The organism is Daejeonella rubra, from assembly GCF_900103545.1.
GTDB classification, from domain to species: Bacteria; Bacteroidota; Bacteroidia; order Sphingobacteriales; family Sphingobacteriaceae; genus Daejeonella; species Daejeonella rubra.
On record NZ_FNHH01000004.1, the window covers coordinates 170,604 to 192,904 of the forward strand.

Consider the following 22,301-nt stretch of genomic DNA (forward strand, 5'->3'; position numbering starts at 1 on the left):
TACCTGATAAACAGATTTCATGGATTAAAGTAAGCTTGGATACATTTATACAAAATAACTCTTTCAAAACCAGGAATTTTGAGCAATTCAATAAATGTAGCTGTGTATAACTAACATCAGTGAAAGAGTGGACCTATGAATAGAAATTCTAAAATCAGGGATAAAAAATGGTTCATCCCTGATTCTGATCTTATTTATTTTAAAAGTTCTCTTGCGATAACGATCTTCTGGATTTCGGATGTCCCTTCCCCTATCGTGCATAACTTGGAGTCTCTATAAAATTTTTCAACAGGAAAATCCTTAGTATAGCCATAGCCTCCAAAGATCTGAACAGCTTCCGTAGCAGTTCTGACACAAACCTCGGAAGCAAAATATTTAGCCATAGCAGATTGTTTTGTAACATTTTTGCCTCTGTTCTTCAAATCTGCGGCCTGCATAATTAGTAGTTCAGCTGCTTCAACCTCTGTTGCCATATCTGCAATTTTGAATGAAATACCCTGAAAACTGGAGATTGGCTGCCCAAACTGATACCGTTCCTTTGAGTAATTTATTGCAGCAATCAACGCTCCTTTTGCCATTCCTAACGACAATGCAGCTATTGAAATACGCCCGCCATCAAGAATATACATCGCCTGTTTAAATCCTTCACCTTCTTTTCCTAATAAATTTTCTTTAGGTACACGGCAATTATCAAATATAAGCTCAGTGGTTTCAGAGGCTCTCATTCCAAGCTTATTTTCCTTTTTACCATGAGTAAAACCCGGAGTTCCCTTCTCGATAACCAGGGCTGATATTCCTTTAGAATCCCCCTTTTCTCCTGTCCTGACCATAACTACAGCCACATCACCTGATTTACCATGAGTGATCCAGTTTTTTGAACCATTCACAACATAATGATCTCCATCTAATACTGCTGTGGTATTCATCCCCAATGCATCTGATCCAGTATTGGCTTCTGTCAGTCCCCATGCACCTATCCATTCAGCAGTAGCCAGTTTTGGCAACCAAAGGCGCTTTTGCTCCTCATTACCAAATGCCATAATATGACCGGTGCATAATGAGTTATGTGCTGCAACAGATAAACCGATAGATCCGCAGACTTTTGAAATTTCTGTAATAACGCTTACATACTCAAAATACCCCAATCCTGAACCTCCATATTCTTCAGGAACAAGGACTCCCATCAAACCCAGTTCACCTAATTTTTTAAAAGTTTCTATTGGAAATGTCTGGGCTTCATCCCATTCCATAACATGCGGACGGATATGCTTTTCTGCAAAATCCCTTGCCATTCCGATGATCATTGATTGATTCTCGGTTAAATTAAAATTCATCCCGTTTAGATCAGGAGTTGTAATTGATTGCATAAAATAATTGGTTATTTATGCAAGTATAGCAATAAGGAAGCCAGTTTTGAAGACTAAAATAATCAGTAATAATCAGAACGAAACGGTTTCGGGTTCAATTATTACATGAGGAAATCAGAGAGGGTGAAAAGTATCAAAATAATGATCATTTATAAGATACAAGTGAAATAATATTCTGAGATACTTGTTTGAGTTTATCATTTGCATTCAGAAAATCAAGGCTTATCACGAAAGCATAACCGGCCACAACTCCATCCAGCTTTTGGACAAGGCGGGTAGCAGCACTGACAGTACCACCTGTAGCCAGCAGATCATCATGGATCAATACCCGTTGACCGGGAATGATGGCATCCTCATGTAGCTCAAGAATAGCAGAGCCATATTCCAATTCGCAAGGTTCCTCTACAGTAGTAAATGGAAGTTTTCCCTTTTTCCGAATAGGCACAAATGGTATTTGTAACCTGTTAGCCAGCATTAATCCAAATAAAAAACCTCTGCTTTCAATTCCCGCAACAACATCTATTTCAATGCCCTCCAATTGTTTAACAAACTCATCGATTACGGCTGTGCATAATTTAGCGTCTTTTAATATGGGAGTTATATCCTTAAATATTATTCCAGGTTTTGGAAAGTCGGCTATATCCCGAATGGCAAAATCAAGTTCCTTACTGATCATAAAGTCAAAATGTAAAGTATGCCTCAATTTTACGGATAATTTCTTCATTCAGGATGGCTACTTTCTTTAAATCTTCAATTGAATGATAATTTCCATGCTGCTTTCGATATTGAATGATCGCATTCATTTGTTTATAAGTCAGATAGGGATGTTTTCTAAATTGTTCAAAGCCTGCAGTATTCGGGTCTATTTTTTGAACAAGTCCGGCGTTTAGTGAAAGCTGGCCTTGTAGCTGGGAAAATTTCAGCGAGTCTATGCCATATACCTCTTTCAGTTGCTCTAATTTATAAAACCCTCCTAACCGATCTCTAAATCGAATTATCCTGGAGGCAAAGGCAGGGCCAATACCCCGAACTGTTAATAGTAATAATGAGTCCGCTGAATTAAGTTCAATAAGGGATACCGGAACACGATCATTGGAAGTAACTGGCTTTGCAAACTTAATTTCCTTTACATATTTATTTTGAGAATATGTTGCTGCAATACGGATATACGGTTCGAGTAAAGAATACTGAGCTTCTGGAATTGAATAGATTCTTTTCAGGTCTTCTTTCTTATAGAACTTACCTCCCTTAGATACATAATTACGGATAACCCTGATCTGCTTAGTGGAAAGACCCAATCTTTGCCACTCTTTGTCTCCAATGCTATTTGGATCAAATTCAAAGTATGTTACTTTTCTGGCTTCTTTTTTATCTTCTGTAAAGAAAACTCTTATCTCCGAGCCTTTAAAATTAGCTGCCTCCTGTTTAAATTTTTCAAGATCATAAACCTGCTCCTTACTAAAACAACGATACAACCAGGGAATGGCCAGGATGATAAGTATCAGCAGGCTAAGGAGGAATATGCCATTCAACTCCTTTTTAGAAAAACTAAAAAATGATCGGACCGAACTAATGAAACCCCGCATTGTCAAAAATTAAAATGCAACAATAAAAAGCAGCTGTTCTTTGGAATACCGGGGAGAAAAACGACGGCACTGGGGGAATCTTATCAGAGACAGATTTAATATAAAGATAATAGTAAATTGTCGAATTTTGGATAAGGATTAAGCGAACAATTGATTAAGCATAAATCATGAAGATTATTACCAAAGCAGAATTTAAAAAAGCCAGCAAAATTGACAAATTTTATATGCCCGGACTGGCTTCATTGCTGATGGAAATCATGAAAATAAATGAGGTGAATGAGGTATTTAAAAAAGCTGAACATTTACAGGGTATAGCATTTATAGACAAGATATTACAAATTATAGGGATAACAATTGACTTCGATGAATCTGAGCTAAAAAATTTCCCAAAAGAAGGAGCATTTATTGCTATTGCCAATCATCCATATGGGGGAATTGAAGGTTTAATACTCTTAAAGATCATGTGTATTGTACGGCCGGATTCAAAACTAATGGCCAATTTCCTTCTTAAAAAGATCCCGAATCTTTCTGATTTTCTTATTGCGGTTAATCCATTCGAAAACGTAGAGAATTCTTCAAGTATCAGCGGAATTAAAAGTACTATCATACAACTTAAGTCCGGCATTCCGATTGGCATATTCCCTGCCGGCGAGGTTTCAACTTACAAAACAAAGATCCAGCAGATAACAGACAGGCCCTGGCATCCGGTAGTTGGTAAACTAATCGAAAGAGCGGACGTACCGGTAGTCCCGATTTATTTCCATGGCAATAATGGCTTGTTATTCAACCTGTTGGGCATGATTCATCCCTCCTTAAGAACGGCAAAACTACCATCCGAACTTTTCAATAAACAAGGCCATAAGATCAGACTAAGAATTGGCAAACCGATCAAACCTTCTGAACTTCCATTTTATCATAATCAGAACAAGCTATTAGATTATCTGAGAGCAAAAACCTATGCATTAGGAGCCGGACTAGATAATGAAAAAAAAATATTCAATCCGCGTAATCTTTTTAAGATCAGGAAAAAACCTCAGGAAATTGCCGCAGCAATTTCAGTTGAAGATCTGGATAAGGAAATTGCTAATGTAGCCGGCAACAAAGTTTGTTCAGAGAGAAACTATGAAGTTTACATTTGCCCTGCAACAGCTATTCAGAATATATTAAAGGAGATTGGCAGGCTGAGAGAGATCACTTTTCGTGAGATTGGTGAAGGGACCAATAAACAGACTGACCTGGATGAATATGATATCTATTATTATCATTTATTCATTTGGGATAAGGAATCAAGAATGATCGTTGGTGCTTATCGTATTGGAAAGGGAGATGAGATCTTTTACAGCATGGGGAAAAGAGGTTTTTACCTGAATGAATTATTTAAGATCCAAAAACAATTTTATCCGGTACTCATGAAAAGCCTGGAGCTTGGACGTTCCTGGGTAAGAAAAGAATATCAGCAAAAGCCACTTCCACTATTCTTACTATGGAAAGGAATATTGCAATTCATTTCAAATAATTCAGACTACCGCTACCTGATCGGGCCTGTGAGTATCAGCAATAGCTTTTCAAAACTATCTAAATCACTAATTGTAGAATTTATCCGGAAGAACAATTTCGATCATGAACTTGCCCAATATGTTAAACCCAGAAAAAATTTCAAAGTTGATTTTTCAAAAATTGATAAAGACCTGCTAAGTGAAGCCGGTGAAACATTGAAGGATCTTGATTCCCTAATATCAGATATTGAAACCTCTAACATGAGGATACCAGTCTTATTAAGGCAATATCTGGCATTAAATGCAAAGATCATCAGTTTTAACATTGATCCTAAATTCTCAGACTGTCTGGATGGATTTCTGATACTTGATATTGAAACGATTCCCCAGGAAATACTCAAAAAATTAGGAAATAACATCTGATCTTGATTAAATAATGTTACCTTAACATTGTTTTAATGTTAACTTAATGTTAAGTAATTAAAAATTGAGATCCGGAATTGTCATTTTCAGCCTAAAATTATCATTGATTTTAACTTTTTGTTTATCATCAGGCAATGCTTTTGCTGATAATTTCAGTATTGAATTTTATAATGGCACATTCAATTTTGAATTAAATGAATCATCTAAAATTTCTTTTTCTGAAGAGCTTTCTACTGAATCAATTTCAAATTTCTACAAAAAACTAAACCAAAGCGATCATCAGTCGCTGCTTTCATCTCTGTTAGCCTATAAAGAAAAACATCAGTTAAACGACTGGATATATTATCAATTAATACGTAAAACAGCCCAGCAGATCAGTCCCAAGGCAGAGAATTACCATCGATATACCTTATACAAATGGTTTTTTCTAAGCAAATCAGGCTATGATGCCAGAATATCTATCGGGAATAATCGATTGATCTTTTATGTTAAGAATGATGAAAACATCAATGACATTCCCTTTTTCAATATAGAAGGCAATAAGTATATGTGTTTAAACTACCATGACTACGGCAAGGTAGATTTCGAAAAGGACAAAATATTTCCTGTTAATATTAAAGTGGATGAGGCTGTGCAGTCATTTTCGTACAAAGTAACCAGAATGCCCGATTTCAAACCTGAATCTTACAGAGAAAAAGAGGTTGCGTTTCAGTATCGCCAAAGATCCTATCATTTTCAGGTCAAATTGAATCCGGAAGTAGAAAACATATTTGCCAATTATCCGGGTGTAGATTTTGAGTCATATTTCAATATTCCACTCAGCCACGAGACTTACCGTTCATTAATTCCTCTTTTGAAAAAGAATGTTTCCGGCATGGGGCAGAAAAAAGGCATTGATTATCTGATGAGGTTTACACGCTACGCTTTTTTATATCAGAATGATGAAAATAATTTTGGAAAAGAAAAGCGTTTATCCCCTGAGCAGACCTTATTTTCAAAATACAGCGATTGTGATGACCGAGCAGCCCTGTTTTTCTATCTGGTTAAGGAAATATATAACCTGCCTATGATCGCATTGCTCTACCCTACTCATATCAGTATGGCGGTGCAATTTGACAAACCGTTTGGAAAATCGATCATCTATAATGGCGCAAAATATTCAGTTTGTGAGCCTACACCACAGGAACAGGATCTCAGAATAGGACAAATAGCAGAAAATCTTCAGAAGGTTGATTATGAAGTAGTTTACCAGTATAGCCCAGCGGCTAAATAGGAAAAACAAGTTTAACAAAATCAAAGTTTCATCAAACAAAAATACCCGCAATTGCGGGTATTTTTGTTAAAGGTAATCTATGGAATAAATCTTTTATGACGCTTATATTGCTGGTTTAATTAAACCCAAACAAATTATTAATTTACCTTTCCAGGAGCATCGTATGGAAGTACCTGAGGATCATAGTTAGCCCATCCTGTAGTCCAGTCGGTTGAACCGAAAGCACCACGATAAGTAACTTTATCAAAGAATGCATCAGTAACTTTAGAATTGGTAAATAACGCTCCTGTTTCTGCAGCTGATCCTGTTTTAGCAGTAAAGTTAGGTAGCCCTTGTTTACCAGATGAAGAAGCAATAATATCTGCCGGGTATTTATATGGAGAAGTTATTAGTACATCACCATATGAAGCAGCTGTAAATGTATTAGCAGCGCGCAATGTTGTTTCAAAATCTGCCTTATTTTCACCTTTCACTTCATTGCTCTTTGAATTTGTACCAAAAACAAGATTATTTTGAAAGGTAAGGCTTCCAGAAAGGTAATTAGCCGAAGTTGCTTTTGCAACTGCAACTTTTGAGTCATCAATATAAATACCTTCAGTATAACCTGTAAATATAGAGTTTAAAATACTGATCGATGAATTTCTCCTGATCTGAACAGCATGCTGATAGTTGGCATTAAAGCCGGACATATTAGCTGCAGAAAGGGGACCAATCACAGTAACATTGCTAAATATTGCACTCGTTAAAGGAGTTTTAACAGAGCCTGAACCATCATTATCAGACTCAAAACCATTCGATCCTGAAACATCGGCAAGTGTCAAATAACGCTGAGCTAATGCAAACTGAACTTTACCAGAATACCCAAAATCTGTATCGAAATCATCATCTAAAGTACCTATTGCTAAGATATGTTTAGCATTAACTGTACCTCCGAAAAATTCAAAGGCATCATCTCCAGAACGGGTTACCTGAATATAATCAAGTGTTGTACCTGAACCAACAGAACCTAAAGTTAAACCGTTAATTTCATTATCCGGAGATAAAGGAACACCAGCAAACTCAATTCGAACATATTTTAATGTTCCTGAATTATCTGCAGGATCAGTACCGCCATATGATGCCTTACCTGAAGCATCTGTTGGAATACCCTCTATCCCCTGATTCGTTCCCTGGTTGTTCGGAGCATTACCTAATATTACAATTCCGCCCCAATCACCTGCCGCACGTGCACCAACAGCTTGATTAGAAGTAAAAACAATTGGTTTATCTATTGCACCAACAGCTTGAATTTTTCCTCCCCTATTTACTACAATTGTTCCTTTTGTAGCTTTGTCTCCTTTTATTAAAGTTCCTGGCTGGATTGTTAGTGTTGCTCCACTAGTAACATTAATAATCCCCTTTAATAAATAAATTTTATCTGCTGTCCAGGTTGTACTTGCAGTAATATCTGTCTTAACCTCCACAGTTGAACTTACAGGTGCTACAATAATCGTATCATCAGTATCATCAACTGAGCTTTTTTTACAAGCTGTTGTAAAAATTGCAACAGCTAAGGCTAATAAAATTGCTTGTTTTTTCATGTTATATTTTCTTTGTTGATTTTGTTTTAAAGTTATCTCAAGTGAATAACCTTAGTATAAAATCGAAGTAATCAAAATGTTAAATGGTATTAAGATTATGTTAATTAAAAGGAATAATTAAATGACAGTGAATAATTACTTCCAGTTTTAAATCTGCTGATAGTTTCATCTGAAGATGTGCTTGAATATTTTTTATTCATATCCTTATCGAAATACAGCACGTTGTCATTATTGAGTATATCATTTGCATTAAACTTCAATTCTCCTTTTGCCTTAAGTATTTTATATCCCAGCTGGAAATCAAAAACATTGCGGGGAGCTTCATAAACACTTGGAAACTGTTGTCCACCAGCATTTGCAATTCTACGACCAATGCGATTATACAATAGATTAAAATTCACAAGATTATTCAATGTGCTATGTTGTAATCCAGCATTGATCACGTAAGGAGACTGACCAACCAATGGTCGCTCTGTTTCGATCAGATTATCGATGGCAGGATTCTTAACCTTTGATTTGATCAGAGAAAGGTTGGTATAAAAATTGGTGTTTTTAAAGGTCTCACTACCCAAAAAAGACAAGTTTTTCCTATATTCTAACTCAATACCATAAACGTTTGCACTCTTTGAGTTAAAATAAGAGATATCAGGTGTTGAATTTGCATCAGCAATACTGGCTTCAATAGCATTTTTGAACTTCTTATAAAATGTTGAAACCGAGAATATTTGACCTGCCGAAGGGAAGAATTCATATCTTAAATCAGCATTGTCAATTTGAGCACGTTTAAGCAAAGCGTTTCCTTGAACATTTGCACCTCTCTCATAATCATAATAAGCGAATGGTGCTAATTCTCTAAACTCCGGACGGGCAAGAGTTCTGAAATAAGAAGCTCTGAAATTACTTTTATCAGTAATACTGTAGGTATAATTTACTGAAGGAAGTAAATCCGTAAAGTTTTGAGAAACCAGGTTATTTGTTGTTAGGGTACTCAGTTTTAAATCATATTGCTCTACACGCAATCCATAAACAATTCTGGATTTCTCTCCAATTTTATTGTCCATCATCGCATAAGCTGCATTCACTAATGAGTTAGCAACATAAGAATCACCATCATTGTTAATCTCATCCAATTTATATTTACCCTGGCTTACAAGATCATCTCCAAATAAAGTTTCGATAGGACGGGTTCTGATCTGATTATCGATCTGAGGATTATTTAAATCAGAAACCAGTCTTAAACCTAAGAAACGAACATCAAAGTTTCGGTTCCGATAGTTTGAAGCAATTCCAGCTTTAAATGTGGCACTCTTTTTAAGAAATTTTAAAGGAAGGCTATATCCGGCTTCTGCTGAATAAATATTCTCATTTAAATAGGAATACAGTCTGGTATTTTCTTTTCCAATATTAGTTACTCCTGCATAAAATGAGTTTGGAACATTTCTGTCTGCCACGTTACGCAGATAGTTTACCTTACGCTGATCCGGTTGATCGTTTACCACATTTCCAAAACCAAGAGTCCATTTGAATTTTGAATTATTGTCTCCTACTTTATGCTCACCTTCAAGAGCAGTTTTGAATAAAGACTTCTGCATCATATCAAATGCATAGAACCTGATATCGCCGGTTGTTTTATTGTTACCGGTACGATAGGTATATTGATCATCAAGGGTGCGATTGTAAAGATTCTTTAAGGTAATCCTGCTGTTCTTATAGGTATAAGCAAAGTTTGCCAATGCTCCCACATTTGTAGAAAACTTATATTGATCATCATTATAGTCAAACACGTGATATTGACGGGTAATTCCCAAATTCGTATTTTGAGAATTTCGGTAGGTTAAAGATAGAATTGCACCCAGGCGGTTATTGGTCTTTTCAAAATCTTTAACTCTTCCAAGGGTAAATTGATAATTTTGATTTAAAAATGCATTTCCACTGCTAATACCAAAATCCTGAGGTAAAGCTTTTATAGAGGCAATATTTTTGTTAGGCCCTACGCCATTATTGACAATTTTACGAGTTGAAGGAAAGTTATTAGGTATCGATCTTAAACCGTTATCAAATCCAAAATAGTCAGAAGTATTCCGGTGGCCACTTTGAAAATCCTTAAAAGTGGATTGTGAATTGTACCCATATCCCATACCGAGTGAAATAAAATTTTCATCAGGAATATTCTTGGTTATAATTTGAACCGAACCGCCTGCAAAGTCGCCAGCAAGGTCAGGAGTGGCTGTTTTATTAATGATAATATTATCAATCAGGTTAGAAGGCACGATATCAAATGAGAATGCCTTTCTATTCGGCTCTGTACTAGGCAAAACACCATTATCTAATGAAGCCGAATTGTAACGATCAGCTAATCCTCTGACTACAACAAATTTATTATCCTGAATTGTTGTCCCACTTACGCGCTTCAAAACTTCACTTGTATTTTTATCTGGTGATTTACGAATTGATTCAGCAGAAATTCCATCAGAAATTCTAACACTATTTTTTTGCTGGGCATATAAACCATTTATACTTTCCTGCCTTACTGTAGCCGTAATTACCACTTCTGCTAAGGCAAGTGAAGTAGCTTCCTCCATGATCACATCAAGATTAGTAGTTTTACCTGCAAGAACCTCGATATCAGTTATGTTTTTACTTTGATAACCGATATAGGAAAATGTCAAATTGTATTTCCCGGGATTAAGGTTACCTAAAGTATACCTTCCCTCAATATCAGTCGATGCACCTAATGTTGCTCCGGTAATTTTAACGGTAAGTCCTATTAATGTCTCACCTGATTTAGAATCACTTACTTTACCAGAAATTTTACCATTAACCTGGCTATACCCGGCCTGAGTACCTAAAATTAACAGGAATAAAAAGCTTAAGTTCCGTAGAAGACTGTTGTATTTCACTTTGTTACGTTTTAATTTCTACAAAGGTATTACCACAGTGTTAACTCATGGTTGCATTAACATTATGGGTAAATTACCAATGCATTAAGTTTATGTTAATCGTGTTAAGTAATTATTAACAAACCGTCTAATTCGCACAGGAGTGTATAAAACTCTTTTTTTTTGAAAAATTTGATGGTTAGAATTATTAATCGTAATATTGCGATACATTATTTAAAATCAAAGAGAATCATCCTAAATTAATTGTGAACAAAAAAAACAAGCTTTTTTTTAAACTACTTTATCGTAATATTACGATAATTAATATTGAAAAATAAAAAACATAAATAAAATGAAACTATCAGAAATTAAAGAACATCTAAGCAATGCAGAGTATATCAATTTTGAACTTGAAAATGGCGAATCTGTACCTGAACATTTTCACGTTACAGAAGTTGGTATAGTTACTAAAAACTTTATTGATTGCGGAGGCACGGTGCGGAAGGAAAATGTGGCTAATTTTCAATTATGGGATGCCAATGACTTCGATCACCGATTAAAGCCTCAAAAATTATTGGGTATCATTGCCTTATCAGAAAAGGTCTTAGGGATGGAAGATCTGGAGATTGAGGTAGAATATCAGACTGAAACCATTGGAAAATACAACCTGGGCTTTAATGGAAAGAACTTTATATTATTATCTAAAAAAACCAACTGTCTGGCAAAGGACAATTGCGGTATTCCGGAAGATAAACTCAAAGTAAATTCTAATCAGGTTTCTTGTAAACCAGGAGGAGGCTGCTGCTAAAACAATTCGGATTAATAAGAAAAAAATATTGGTACTATGTACCGGAAATAGCTGCAGGAGTCAGATCGCGGAGGGATATTTAAGACATTTTTCAGGAAACAGGGCAAAAATTTACAGCGCAGGCATTGAAACACATGGTGTTAACGCCAAAGCGATTCAGGTAATGATGCAGGATGGGATAGATATCTCGAAGCATACATCGAATAATTTGGATGAATATAGGGATATTGATTTCGATATGATAATCACGGTTTGCGATCATGCCAAAGAGAACTGCCCATACTTTCCCGGTAACGCAACCAGATTTCATTCTAATTTCCCGGATCCGGCGAAAGCTACCGGGACTGAGGAAGAAATCATGAATAAGTTCATCGAAGTCAGGGGACTAATCAAAGAATACTGCCTGAATTTTGTGAATGAAAATCTTAAAAATTAAAAAAGGAACTATAGCATAATACTGCCCGGTTTAATTTACCTGGCAATATTTCAGTTTTTGATATTAGTTTAGGATATTTAGTATCGAATTCCTGCCTTCTTCAATATAAAATGAAGTAACCAGATAGGCCCTATTAATAGAAATTTGACATCATCAAAGAAGGACGGTTTTTTCCCTTCGATCTTATGCCCGATAAACTGTCCTATCCAGGCAATAACAAAAATACCAAGACAAACCTGCCACATCTGCGGCCAGCCTTCAGTATTATGCATTTTCTCAAGAGAAACAATTCCTGCTGAAAAGAACATGATCAACAAAAGCATAAAATAGGACAAGACAGGTGATAATTTATAATAGTAATAAATGGCAAAGGCAATTAAAAAAGAGGCCCAATTAACATAACCATTATATTTTCCCAGAAACTCAAGATATGGAAAGGGAATGGCCCAGATCAAACCAAACAAACTAAACACGATGGCTGGAACACAAATCCAGTGGATAATTTCATTGGTATGATTCTGATGGCTCTCTGAATATTTATCAAAGTACACATCTACCGGCCGGGATTGTGCTTGTTTTTGCATATCTAAAAGGAGTTATAGGTTGTAAGTAATAAGTTATAAGTATAAATATCGCTCAAAATCTAAATTCAATTATTTACGGATTAAAGTTTTACTTACAAATATTACTTACAACTTATTACTTACAAATAAAACTATTTAGCGTAAGCAACAGACCTTGTTTCACGGATCACTGTAACTTTGATCTGGCCCGGATAGGTCATTTCAGTTTGAATACGGTTAGAGATATCAGCAGCAAGGATCTCTGCAGCGGCGTCAGTGATCCTTTCACTTTCTACAACCACACGTAACTCTCTGCCTGCCTGGATTGCAAAAGTTTTTTCAACACCAGGATACGATAAAGCAAGCGATTCAAGCTCTTTTAACCTTCTGATGTAACTTTCAACCACTTCCCTTCTTGCACCCGGCCTTGCGCCTGAAATTGCATCGCAAGCCTGAATAATAGGAGATATCATAGAAGTCATCTCAACTTCATCATGGTGAGCACCAATAGCATTACAAACTTCGGGATGTTCCTTATATTTTTCTGCAAGCTGCATACCTAAAATTGCGTGTGGTAATTCAGGATTATCATCAGGCACTTTACCTATATCATGCAATAGTCCGGCGCGCTTAGCCATTTTAACATTCAACCCAAGTTCTGCAGCCATAGTCGCACAGAAATTTGCTACCTCACGGGAGTGTTGTAACAAGTTCTGTCCGTAAGAAGAACGATAACGCATTCTTCCAACCATTCTGATCAGTTCAGGATGAAGTCCGTGGATTCCAAGATCAATTACTGTACGCTCACCGATCTCAACGATCTCATCTTCGATCTGTTTTTTAGTTTTTGCTACTACCTCCTCAATTCTGGCAGGATGTATACGGCCATCTGTTACCAGACGGTGTAAAGCCAAACGGGCTATCTCACGTCTTACAGGATCAAATCCTGAAAGAATGATCGCCTCAGGAGTGTCATCAACAATGATCTCAATTCCGGTAGCTGCTTCAAGAGCACGAATATTACGTCCTTCACGGCCAATTACTCTTCCTTTGATCTCGTCGTTTTCAATATTGAATATAGAAACTGTATTTTCTATTGCACTTTCAGTAGCAGTACGCTGAATTGTCTGAATTACAACTTTCTTAGCTTCCTTGCTTGCAGTTAATTTAGCTTCATCTACAATATCCTTGATCTGAATCATTGCCTGAGTACGGGCTTCTTCACGTAAAGAGTCTATCAACTGATTTTTAGCATCTTCAGCAGACAAACCGGCAATTGCTTCCATTTGCTGAATATGCTGACTCTTTAAAACATCCACATCTTCCTGCTTCTTTTTTGTCAGTTCGATCTGTTTTTCAAGGTTAGATTTAACAGTAGTTAATTCTTCTTCTTTTTTAGTCAGGTTCTCCAGTTTCTGGGTAATTGACTGTTCTTTTTGCTTAATTGAATTCTCGCGCTGATTGATGGTATTGTTTTTAGTATTAATTTCCTGCTCATGATCAGCTTTCATCTGCAAAAATTTCTCTCTTGCTTCAAGAAGCTTATCTTTTCTAAGGATCTCAGCATTGGTTTCTGCATCTTTTAGAATCTTTTTAGCCTTATTCTGGGCGCCTATTTCCTGGTTACGGAATAGTTTGCGAAGTAAAAATCGTCCAAGTACTACCCCTGCAGCAAGTCCCACTAAAATGTAAAGTACTATCTGTAATATGTCCATAATTATTTTTAATAAAAAAAACCGCAACTAAATTTTAAGCCTCATGTACTGTAAAAGCTTCATTCATTAGGATTAGAGTATTGATCATGATCAGGTGCCTAAGCAAATGACGAATCTTTTAACTCTTCTAATACTGAAGTGTTAAGCTTTAAATAGTGAAACTCAAAAATTTAACTGCGGTTAAATCTTTAATGCTCTTAAATATAAAGAACGATATTACTTCGAAAAAAAATCTGTCAACAGCTGATCCAATTGATAAACCTTTTCTGTTACATCCGTATCTTCATGCATTACTTTTCTTTCAGCTTTTAATGTAGCTGTAGCGTAATGCAAAACACACATGGATAACAGATCCTGTTTATCCCGAACCGCATAATTGTCCTGATATTCCTTTATGCGATCATTAATTATTTTAGCTGCCCGTCTAATCACTTCCTCTTCTTCCATGTTTACCTTTAATGGGTAAACCCTATCAGCAATATTTATTTTTATGGAGATTTCTCCCATTTGAGCTTATTTCACTAAGTATTACTTTTTAAGCAACACAATACACTTATCTATTTCGCGTACAAATTCGGTAATTTTTTGCTTTATGTCAAGAGTTTTTTCATTAAGACCTAAATCAGCAGATGGAATACCCTCCAATGAACGGGCTAATGTCAAAACTCTAAGCTTTTCTTCCAGTTCTGACTTCATTAAATTCCGGCTATCAACAGCCTGTTTTAATGAAATATTTTCCTGCTTCAATAAGTCGTTTTCTTCCTGCAAAGCTGCACAAAGCTCTATTAACCTGCCTGTTTTATCAATTACCTTACTAAGCTGATCTGCGACTGTCATTAGAGTTGTAAGTATTAAGTAGTAAGTTGTAAGTATTAAGTAGTAAGTATTAAGTAGTAAGTATTAAGTAGTAAGTTTTATATGTTAAGTTTTAAGCTCTCGATGATAATTCAAAAACTCAGATTAAGCTTAATTATAATTTATTAGGACATTATTTGAATTTAAGTTCTGGACTAGGAAACATTCAAACTAACTCCTTACTTAAACTTATAACCTATAACTTATAACCTATTACTTACAACTTAATACTTATAACTCATAACTCAATCCTTACTTTCTTATCTCCGCTCCCGCCTGCTTCTCGAAATTAAGAATTAATTTTTGCATGAGGGCCTCAATTTGTTTATCTGTCAGGGTTTTTTCCTCATCCTGAATCAGAAAACTAAGAGCATAAGATTTTTTACCTTCCGGAAGCTTATCCCCTACGTAAACATCAAACACATTTACTTCCTTCAAAAGACTCTTATCAGTTTTTTGGGCTATCTGTTTAAGTTGTTCGAATGTGACATCTTTATTGAGCAACATCGACAGATCCCGTCTAACGGATGGAAACTTTGAAACCTCGGTATAGCTGATCTTGTTATTTCTTACTGACCTGATGATCAGATCCCAATCAAAATCGGCATAAAATACATCTGAGCTAATATCCAGTTTCTTCAATGATCCTTTTGAAACAGTACCAAAATCAACCAGAACTTTTTCACCTTTGCGGTAACTGATGCCTGAAGAAAGATCCGGATTTATTGTTTCAACAGAGCTTAAACCCTTAATATTTAGCCTGGTAATGATCAGATCAACGGCAGACTTTAAATTATAAAAACCTGCATCACTTGATTTTGAATTCCAGTTCTCAGCATGTCTGGCACCGGTAATAAATACAGAAAGGCGCTGATTTTCCTTGTAGTTTTCATTTTCAAGGCTATAGACCTTACCAAACTCATATAACTTAAGGTCTGGATTCCGGCGGTTCTGATTGTATGAAATGGCCTCCAATCCTGAGAATAACAGATTCTGGCGCATTACATCCAGATCACTACTCAGGGGATTAAGGATCTTAACCGCTAAATCAGGCTGTGATGAATAGCTGATCTTTGTTAATGAATTACTCAGAATCTCAAAAAAGCCGTTTCCTGTAAGCAGATCTGCAGTCTGATTTTGAAGTACTTCTTTATCCGGCTTGTGGGTATGATTCAGGGATGCACGTATCTGAGTGGGAATCTCAATATTATCATATCCATGGATTCTCAAAACCTCTTCAATGATATCAACTTCCCGGGTAACATCAACTTTATAAGCAGGAACTTCAAGCTTCATGCCCTCCTGATCTTGCGATACTATTTTTATACCCAGTCCGCTTAGAGTAGAATGTATCTCTTCTGCTGAAATTTCCTTTCCGATCAAACGAGTTATATTACTAAATGTGATGTTCACATCAAATGGTTTAGCCGGTGATGGGTAAATATCAGATATATCAGATGAAATATGGCCACCGGCAAGCTCCTGAATAAGTAATGCTGCGCGCTTCAATGCAATAACAGTCATTTCGGGATCAGTACCACGCTCAAATCTGAATGAAGCATCTGTTTTTAATCCATGGCGCTTGGAAGTCTTACGTACTGATACCGCATCAAACCAGGCACTCTCTAAAAATATTTTACTTGTTGATTGCTTAACACCAGATGAAATCCCACCAAAAACACCCGCTATACACATCGGCTCATTAGCATTACAGATCATCAGATCATCAGAAGATAATTTGCGTTCTGCATCATCCAGCGTATGGAAAATCGTGCCTTCCTCACATTTTTTAACGATCACTTTCTGTCCTGAAATAGCATCTGCATCGAATGCATGTAAGGGCTGACCAAGTTCATGAAGCACGAAATTAGTCACGTCAACTACATTATTAATAGGTCTGATACCTATAACATTTAGTTTATCTTTCAGCCATTCAGGCGACTCACTTATAGATATACCACTTATGCTGAGTGAAGAGTATCTGCGACAAGCATCCACGTCTTCCAACACAACAGGAATATTTAGTTCCTGATTCTGAACTTTAAAAGCAGAAATATCGGGCATAGTTATCTGCAATTTCAGATAAGCAGCCAAATCACGGGCAACTCCCAAATGAGAAGCTGCATCGGCACGGTTTGGTGTCAAACCGATCTCAAAAACATAATCATCTTCCAGTTTAAAGTAGGTACTTGCCGGAGAACCTATCGTTGCATCTGCATCTAATTCTATTATTCCGGCATGATCATGGCCTAAACCTATCTCATCTTCAGCACAGATCATTCCTTCTGAAACTTCTCCTCTGATCTTTGATTTAGAAATTTTGAAAGGTTCTCCTGTTGTTGGATATATCGTAGTATTTACTGTAGCGACAACTACTTTCTGTCCTGCAGCCACATTATTAGCACCGCAAACTATCTGCAGGTCCTCTCCCAGTCCAACATCAACTTTGGTTACCTTCAGGCGATCTGCATTGGGATGCTGAGCGCATTCCTTGACATAGCCAATAACCAGACCTTCCAGTCCGCCGGGAATTGCCTGAACCTTTTCAAGGCTCTCAACTTCCAGTCCGATATTGGTCAGGATTAAGGATAATTCTTCAGGAGTTTTATTCGTATTAATGAATTGCTGCAGCCACTTATAAGAGATCTTCATGTTCTAAAAATGATAAACGACAAAGATAGAAAGAGATATGAGATTTGAGACAGGAAATTAGAACTGTTCAGGGTTAAAGTAATGCAAATTATGTAATTAATGTACAAAACCGGAAGCAATAACTCTACATCCATTAATCCAAAATTCCTTCATCTGCAAAACTCAGAAATCCATGATCCGTTATAATCAGATGATCCAGCACAGGAATATCCAAAAACTTTCCTGCCGATCTTAATTTTCGGGTTAATTCAAGGTCGGCCTGACTTGGCTTCAGGTTACCAGAAGGGTGATTGTGCGCCAGAATCAATGATGCAGCATGATTTTCGAGGGCCGTATTGAAGATGATCTTTGGATCGGCTATTGTTCCTGCCTGCCCGCCCTTACTTACCAGATGACTTGATGTGATCTTATTTGCACGATTAAGTACAATGATCCAGAATTCTTCGTGGTTCAAATCCTTAAACCGGGACACAATAGCTTCATAAACATCGATACTGGTACTCACCTGCACCCGGTCTGCACTGATCGTTTCTTTTCTTCGCCTCCCTAATTCCAGTGCTGCAATGATACTGATGGCTTTTGCCTCACCGATACCTTTAAATTTTGACAACTCTGAAATACTAAGCCGGGCAAGCTGATTCAGATCATTTTCACATCCGAATAAAATGCGCTTACTTAACTCTACTGCGCTCTCGTTTCTATTGCCTGATCCAATCAATATGGCTATCAATTCAGCATCACTAAGGCTTCTCCTCCCCTGATGCGACAATTTTTCTCTGGGGCGGTCCTCCTCCGCCCATGCTTTGATGGTTATTTTATGTTCATACGATCCCATAAATTAAACTTCGAAAAATAGATAGCAATAAAAAAGGGGTTCCGATTAAACGGAACCCCTTTTTTAGTAAACGGTCTTTTCAGATTATTTCAATGCGTTAACAAATTTTGTCAGTTTAGACTTATTGTTAGATGCTTTGTTCTTGTGTATGATATTCTTTTTTGCCAAACGATCAAGCATAGAGATCACTTTGCTTAAAAGCGGTGTAGCTTCTGTTTTATCTGTTGTAATACGTAATCTTTTGATTGCGGATCTTGTGGTTTTCGCCTGATAGCGATTACGTAAACGCTTAGCTGCGTTTGATCTAATTCTTTTTATCGATGATTTATGATTTGCCATTTCTTAAGCTTATTATTCCGTCCTTCTTTTAAGGACTGCAAATATATGCCGATTATTTTAATATTCAAAGCATAATTTAAAAAAAGAGCAAATGCTGTTTTGTATCCTGTCCGAGTTTCTTATTTATGGCTCTTTCTCTTGAGAATGCTTACAATTCTAGTAGAAAACAATTCTTAATTCTGCTATTTAACCGTTTAATCAAGAATCAGACCGTTAAATAAATTTAATGAGATTAATGATAACGGTCGGGTAAATTGAATAAAAAATGACGTAAAAACAGAATACATAAAACTAATTACGATCAATATTAACTAATAAATCACAATCAGATGGCGGGAACATATTCAAAAATTTATATCCAGGCGGTTTTTGCGGTAAAGTGGAGAAAAAATCTAATTTCCAATAGCTGGAAATCAGAACTACACAAATACATCTCAGGTATCATTACTGAAAAGGGACAAAAATCGATCATTGTCAATGGCATGCCCGATCACATCCATTGCTTTTTTGGATTGAAGCCACGCATGGCAATATCAGATCTGCTAAGGGACATTAAAAATAATTCATCAAAATTCATCAATGAAAAAGGATTCATCCCTGGAAAATTCGAATGGCAGGAAGGTTTTGGTGCATTCTCTTATTCTCCTTCCCATATCGATAACGTCTATAATTACATTTTAAATCAGGAACGGCACCACCGGAAAAAATCATTCAAAAATGAATATATAAGCCTGCTCAATGAATTTGGCATTGAGCATAAACCTGAATATTTATTTGACTGGATAGAATAGAATAATGTCACCCCTTCAGGGTTAAATCCCATTATGAAATTTGCTAATATAATATCACCCCTTCGGGGTTTAATCCCATTGTTAACATTGCTATAATAATGACACCCCTTTGGGGTTGATTATAGAATGATAGAATTTATAAAAGCCTGAAGGGCTGATATGATTATAACCTGAAGAGCTGATACGATTATAACCTGAAGAACTGACATGAATATAATCTAAGTAAAAGAACCCTGAAGGGGTGATATTATTATACCCAAACCCTGAAAGGGTGATATTATTATATGAGAAAAAGTCTGTTCCTTTTAATGATCCTGATCCTAGGTCTTCTCTGTTCCTCCTGGGGGTTTTTCGCCCATCAAAGGATCAATAGGCTAGCTGTATTCATCTTACCGGGTGAGATGATCGGATTTTACAAAAACAATATCGCCTTTATAACAGAGCATGCTGTAGATGCCGACAAACGCCGCTATGCCGATACAGCAGAAGCACCGCGTCATTTTATTGATGCTGACCGATATGGAGCTAAACCCTTTGACAGCATCCCTGAAAAATGGAAAGATGCAGAAGCGAAATTCAGCGCTTCGGTCCTTCAGGAGAACGGGATCGTTCCCTGGCAAATAGAAAGAACATACTATTCATTGGTAAAAGCCTTTCAGCAAGGCGATTCGATTCGGATCCTTAGAGTATCAGCTGACCTTGGTCATTATATTTCAGATGCACATGTACCGCTTCATACCACAGAAAATTACAACGGACAACTAAGCGGACAAACCGGCATCCATGGATTTTGGGAAAGCAGATTGCCAGAACTGTTTGCTACTCAATATGATTTTATTGTAGGTCGTGCCCAATACATTGACAACCCGCTTAAATCAGCATGGAATATTGTAAGAAGCTCTCACAGCCATCTGGATTCTGTTTTGCTGATAGAGGCACGGCTGACCAAACAAATCGCTTCAGACCGTAAATTTAGCTTCAGCGAACGTAATGGCCGGGTTGAACGACAGTATTCAGAGCAATTCTCAACAGCCTATCATAAGGCCTTGAACAATATGGTTGAAAAACAAATGAGGGCATCCATACTAATGACCGGAAGTTATTGGTATTCAGCCTGGGTTGATGCCGGTCAGCCAAGTTTAAAAGGTTTTACGCCCAATGAGTTAAGTGCAGAAGAAAAAGAGAATCTGCAAAAAGAATCAGAACTATTTAAGAAAGGGGAAATAATTGGGAGAAAAGAAAACTAAGCCTCCTCTCCCATTGTACTTTTTGCTTTTATAGCTGCAAAAATAGCGGGTAATATGGTTAGAACTATGATGACAAGCATCACGTAAGTGAAATTATCCTTGATGATCGGGATATTTCCAAATATGAAACCTATACCCAGAAAACCTATGATCCACAAAACACCACCAACAATATTATAATAGGTAAAATGAGCAAAATTCATTTTACCAACTCCTGCCACGAAAGGTGCAAGGGTTCTGAAAATAGGCATAAATCGGCTAAAAATCAGCATGTTACCACCCTTTTTATTGAAATATTCCTTGGTTTTATTATAATATTCAATCTTGAGAATTCTGTTGCCAGGCTTAAAGACCTTCGGACCCAGGAAATTCCCCAGAATATAATTAACGGTATTTCCGGTAATGGCTGCTGCGATCAATAATAAGCCCATGATGTAAATATTCAAACCAGTATCTCCTTTTGCAATCAAAGCACCAACGGCGAAGAGCAAAGAATCTCCTGGAAGAAATGGGGTGACAACAAATCCTGTCTCTGCAAAAATAATCATGAAAATGATCAGATAGGTCCAGGTTCTGTAATCACTAACAATCTTAACCAGGTATTTATCTATATGAAGGATAGAATCGATGATATTGCTTAAAACTTCCAAAGCTTATTTATTAAAAAAATGAAAAAAAAGATAATAAATGATAGATCTTAAATAATGAATGGTAGAATTGGCTTTAAGAATTTACCAGATTCAGGGCTTGACTTTGCGTTTCTCCCGAATCACCTCAATAACCGGTGGAAGAATAGAGAGAATAATTATGCCAAAGATGACATATGTAAAATTATCCTTGATGACAGGCAGGCCACCAAAAAAGTAACCAATAAATAAAAATGAAGTAACCCATAATACTCCACCGGTTACATTATAGGTTGCAAATTTCAGGTAGCTCATTGTACCAATACCAGCTACAAAAGGGGCAAAAGTTCTGATAATAGGTACGAAACGGGCATAAATAATGGTCTTACCACCATGTTTTTCGTAAAATGTCTGTGTTTTATCCAGGTATTCCTTTTTCAGTAATTTATACTTACCGCTGAAGGCATGAGGACCAATAAAATTTCCAATATGATAGTTAACCAGATCGCCCAAAACAGCTGCAACAATCAGTAAAATACACATTATAAAGATATTCAAGCCACTGTCAGGATTGGCAATTATAGCCCCTGCTGCAAACAGAAGCGAATCACCCGGTAAAAATGGAGTAACAACAAACCCGGTTTCAGCGAAAATTATCAAAAAGAGTATCAGGTAGGTCCAGGTTTGATATTCCTGCACAATTTCTATTAAATGCTTATCTATATGAAGGATAAAATCGAGAAGTTGCTGTATAAGTTCCAAGTCTTGCGCTAATTATAACGCAAAAATATAAAACTCAGACCAAAAGCCCTGATATTTCTATTTAAATT

General features: G+C 36.6%; 20 protein-coding genes. 6 read left to right on the plus strand and 14 right to left on the minus strand.

Features of this window, described 5'->3' with window-relative positions; all coding sequences use genetic code 11:
- Positions 1-194: 194 nt before the first annotated feature.
- The 3 genes from BLR27_RS04550 to BLR27_RS04560 all read right to left on the minus strand — a co-directional run bounded on the left by BLR27_RS04550 (position 195) and on the right by BLR27_RS04560 (position 2,953).
- The gene (locus BLR27_RS04550) at positions 195-1,367 is read right to left on the minus strand and encodes an acyl-CoA dehydrogenase (protein ID WP_317040434.1); all 1,173 of its coding nucleotides are present in this window, start codon (positions 1,365-1,367) and stop codon (positions 195-197) included.
- 145 nt (positions 1,368-1,512) lie between these two features.
- Positions 1,513-2,043: an adenine phosphoribosyltransferase gene (locus BLR27_RS04555; protein ID WP_090700890.1), complete on the minus strand. Its 531-nt coding sequence runs from the start codon at positions 2,041-2,043 to the stop codon at positions 1,513-1,515.
- Between the two features lie 4 nt (positions 2,044-2,047).
- Positions 2,048-2,953 (minus strand): helix-hairpin-helix domain-containing protein, encoded by a 906-nt coding sequence (locus BLR27_RS04560; RefSeq protein ID WP_090700895.1) that lies wholly within the window; start codon positions 2,951-2,953, stop codon positions 2,048-2,050.
- A gap of 167 nt (positions 2,954-3,120) precedes the next feature.
- On the opposite strand from BLR27_RS04560, the gene BLR27_RS04565 reads away from it, so the two are divergent.
- Both BLR27_RS04565 and BLR27_RS04570 read left to right on the plus strand, forming a co-directional pair.
- Positions 3,121-4,872, plus strand: a complete 1,752-nt coding sequence (locus BLR27_RS04565) for a lysophospholipid acyltransferase family protein (protein WP_090700900.1) — start codon at positions 3,121-3,123, stop codon at positions 4,870-4,872.
- A 103-nt stretch (positions 4,873-4,975) separates the two neighbouring features.
- A complete protein-coding gene (locus BLR27_RS04570; RefSeq protein WP_090701103.1) occupies positions 4,976-6,145 on the plus strand; it encodes a hypothetical protein in 1,170 nt (389 codons plus the stop codon).
- Between the two features lie 137 nt (positions 6,146-6,282).
- Here the strand turns inward: BLR27_RS04570 and BLR27_RS04575 are convergent, their stop codons facing one another.
- Both BLR27_RS04575 and BLR27_RS04580 read right to left on the minus strand, forming a co-directional pair.
- A complete protein-coding gene (locus tag BLR27_RS04575; protein WP_090700903.1) occupies positions 6,283-7,725 on the minus strand; it encodes a hypothetical protein in 1,443 nt (480 codons plus the stop codon).
- A 104-nt stretch (positions 7,726-7,829) separates the two neighbouring features.
- Positions 7,830-10,625, minus strand: coding sequence for a TonB-dependent receptor (locus tag BLR27_RS04580; RefSeq protein ID WP_245704432.1), 2,796 nt, complete (start codon positions 10,623-10,625; stop codon positions 7,830-7,832).
- 331 nt (positions 10,626-10,956) lie between these two features.
- Here BLR27_RS04580 and BLR27_RS04585 point away from each other — a divergent pair, with 331 nt between their 5' ends.
- Together BLR27_RS04585 and BLR27_RS04590 are read left to right on the plus strand one after the other, a co-directional pair.
- Positions 10,957-11,412 carry a DUF6428 family protein gene (locus BLR27_RS04585; protein WP_090700905.1) on the plus strand — a complete coding sequence of 152 codons (456 nt, stop codon included), beginning with the start codon at positions 10,957-10,959 and terminating at the stop codon, positions 11,410-11,412.
- A gap of 28 nt (positions 11,413-11,440) precedes the next feature.
- Positions 11,441-11,848, plus strand: a complete 408-nt coding sequence (locus BLR27_RS04590; RefSeq protein ID WP_407641180.1) for an arsenate reductase ArsC — start codon at positions 11,441-11,443, stop codon at positions 11,846-11,848.
- Between the two features lie 77 nt (positions 11,849-11,925).
- Here the strand turns inward: BLR27_RS04590 and BLR27_RS04595 are convergent, their stop codons facing one another.
- The 7 genes from BLR27_RS04595 to rpsT all read right to left on the minus strand — a co-directional run bounded on the left by BLR27_RS04595 (position 11,926) and on the right by rpsT (position 18,807).
- Positions 11,926-12,432, minus strand: coding sequence for an Mpo1 family 2-hydroxy fatty acid dioxygenase (locus BLR27_RS04595; RefSeq protein ID WP_090700912.1), 507 nt, complete (start codon positions 12,430-12,432; stop codon positions 11,926-11,928).
- Between the two features lie 131 nt (positions 12,433-12,563).
- The gene (gene rny / locus BLR27_RS04600; protein WP_090700916.1) at positions 12,564-14,126 is read right to left on the minus strand and encodes a ribonuclease Y; all 1,563 of its coding nucleotides are present in this window, start codon (positions 14,124-14,126) and stop codon (positions 12,564-12,566) included.
- 216 nt (positions 14,127-14,342) lie between these two features.
- Positions 14,343-14,633, minus strand: coding sequence for a cell division protein ZapA (locus tag BLR27_RS04605; RefSeq protein WP_090700919.1), 291 nt, complete (start codon positions 14,631-14,633; stop codon positions 14,343-14,345).
- A gap of 21 nt (positions 14,634-14,654) precedes the next feature.
- Complete coding sequence (locus BLR27_RS04610; RefSeq protein ID WP_090700923.1) at positions 14,655-14,963, minus strand: hypothetical protein; 309 nt, start codon at positions 14,961-14,963, stop codon at positions 14,655-14,657.
- A gap of 270 nt (positions 14,964-15,233) precedes the next feature.
- Positions 15,234-17,633 carry a phenylalanine--tRNA ligase subunit beta gene (pheT, locus tag BLR27_RS04615; protein ID WP_090700926.1) on the minus strand — a complete coding sequence of 800 codons (2,400 nt, stop codon included), beginning with the start codon at positions 17,631-17,633 and terminating at the stop codon, positions 15,234-15,236.
- A 133-nt stretch (positions 17,634-17,766) separates the two neighbouring features.
- Entirely contained in the window at positions 17,767-18,468 is a 702-nt protein-coding gene (gene radC, locus BLR27_RS04620) for a RadC family protein (protein WP_090700929.1), read from the minus strand.
- 84 nt (positions 18,469-18,552) lie between these two features.
- Positions 18,553-18,807, minus strand: coding sequence for a 30S ribosomal protein S20 (gene rpsT, locus BLR27_RS04625; RefSeq protein ID WP_090700934.1), 255 nt, complete (start codon positions 18,805-18,807; stop codon positions 18,553-18,555).
- A gap of 329 nt (positions 18,808-19,136) precedes the next feature.
- On the opposite strand from rpsT, the gene tnpA reads away from it, so the two are divergent.
- Positions 19,137-19,598, plus strand: coding sequence for an IS200/IS605 family transposase (gene tnpA / locus BLR27_RS04630; RefSeq protein WP_090700938.1), 462 nt, complete (start codon positions 19,137-19,139; stop codon positions 19,596-19,598).
- Positions 19,599-19,882: 284 nt separating this feature from the next.
- On the plus strand, positions 19,883-20,845 hold the full coding sequence (locus BLR27_RS04635) for a zinc dependent phospholipase C family protein (RefSeq protein WP_090700941.1): 963 nt from the start codon (positions 19,883-19,885) through the stop codon (positions 20,843-20,845).
- On the opposite strand, the gene BLR27_RS04640 is transcribed toward BLR27_RS04635, so the two are convergent.
- Positions 20,842-21,495: a VTT domain-containing protein gene (locus BLR27_RS04640; protein ID WP_090700945.1), complete on the minus strand. Its 654-nt coding sequence runs from the start codon at positions 21,493-21,495 to the stop codon at positions 20,842-20,844. The two genes, BLR27_RS04635 and BLR27_RS04640, sit on opposite strands and share 4 nt — an antisense overlap.
- Before the next feature lie 90 nt (positions 21,496-21,585).
- Positions 21,586-22,233, minus strand: a complete 648-nt coding sequence (locus tag BLR27_RS04645) for a DedA family protein (protein WP_090700948.1) — start codon at positions 22,231-22,233, stop codon at positions 21,586-21,588.
- Positions 22,234-22,301: the final 68 nt, after the last annotated feature.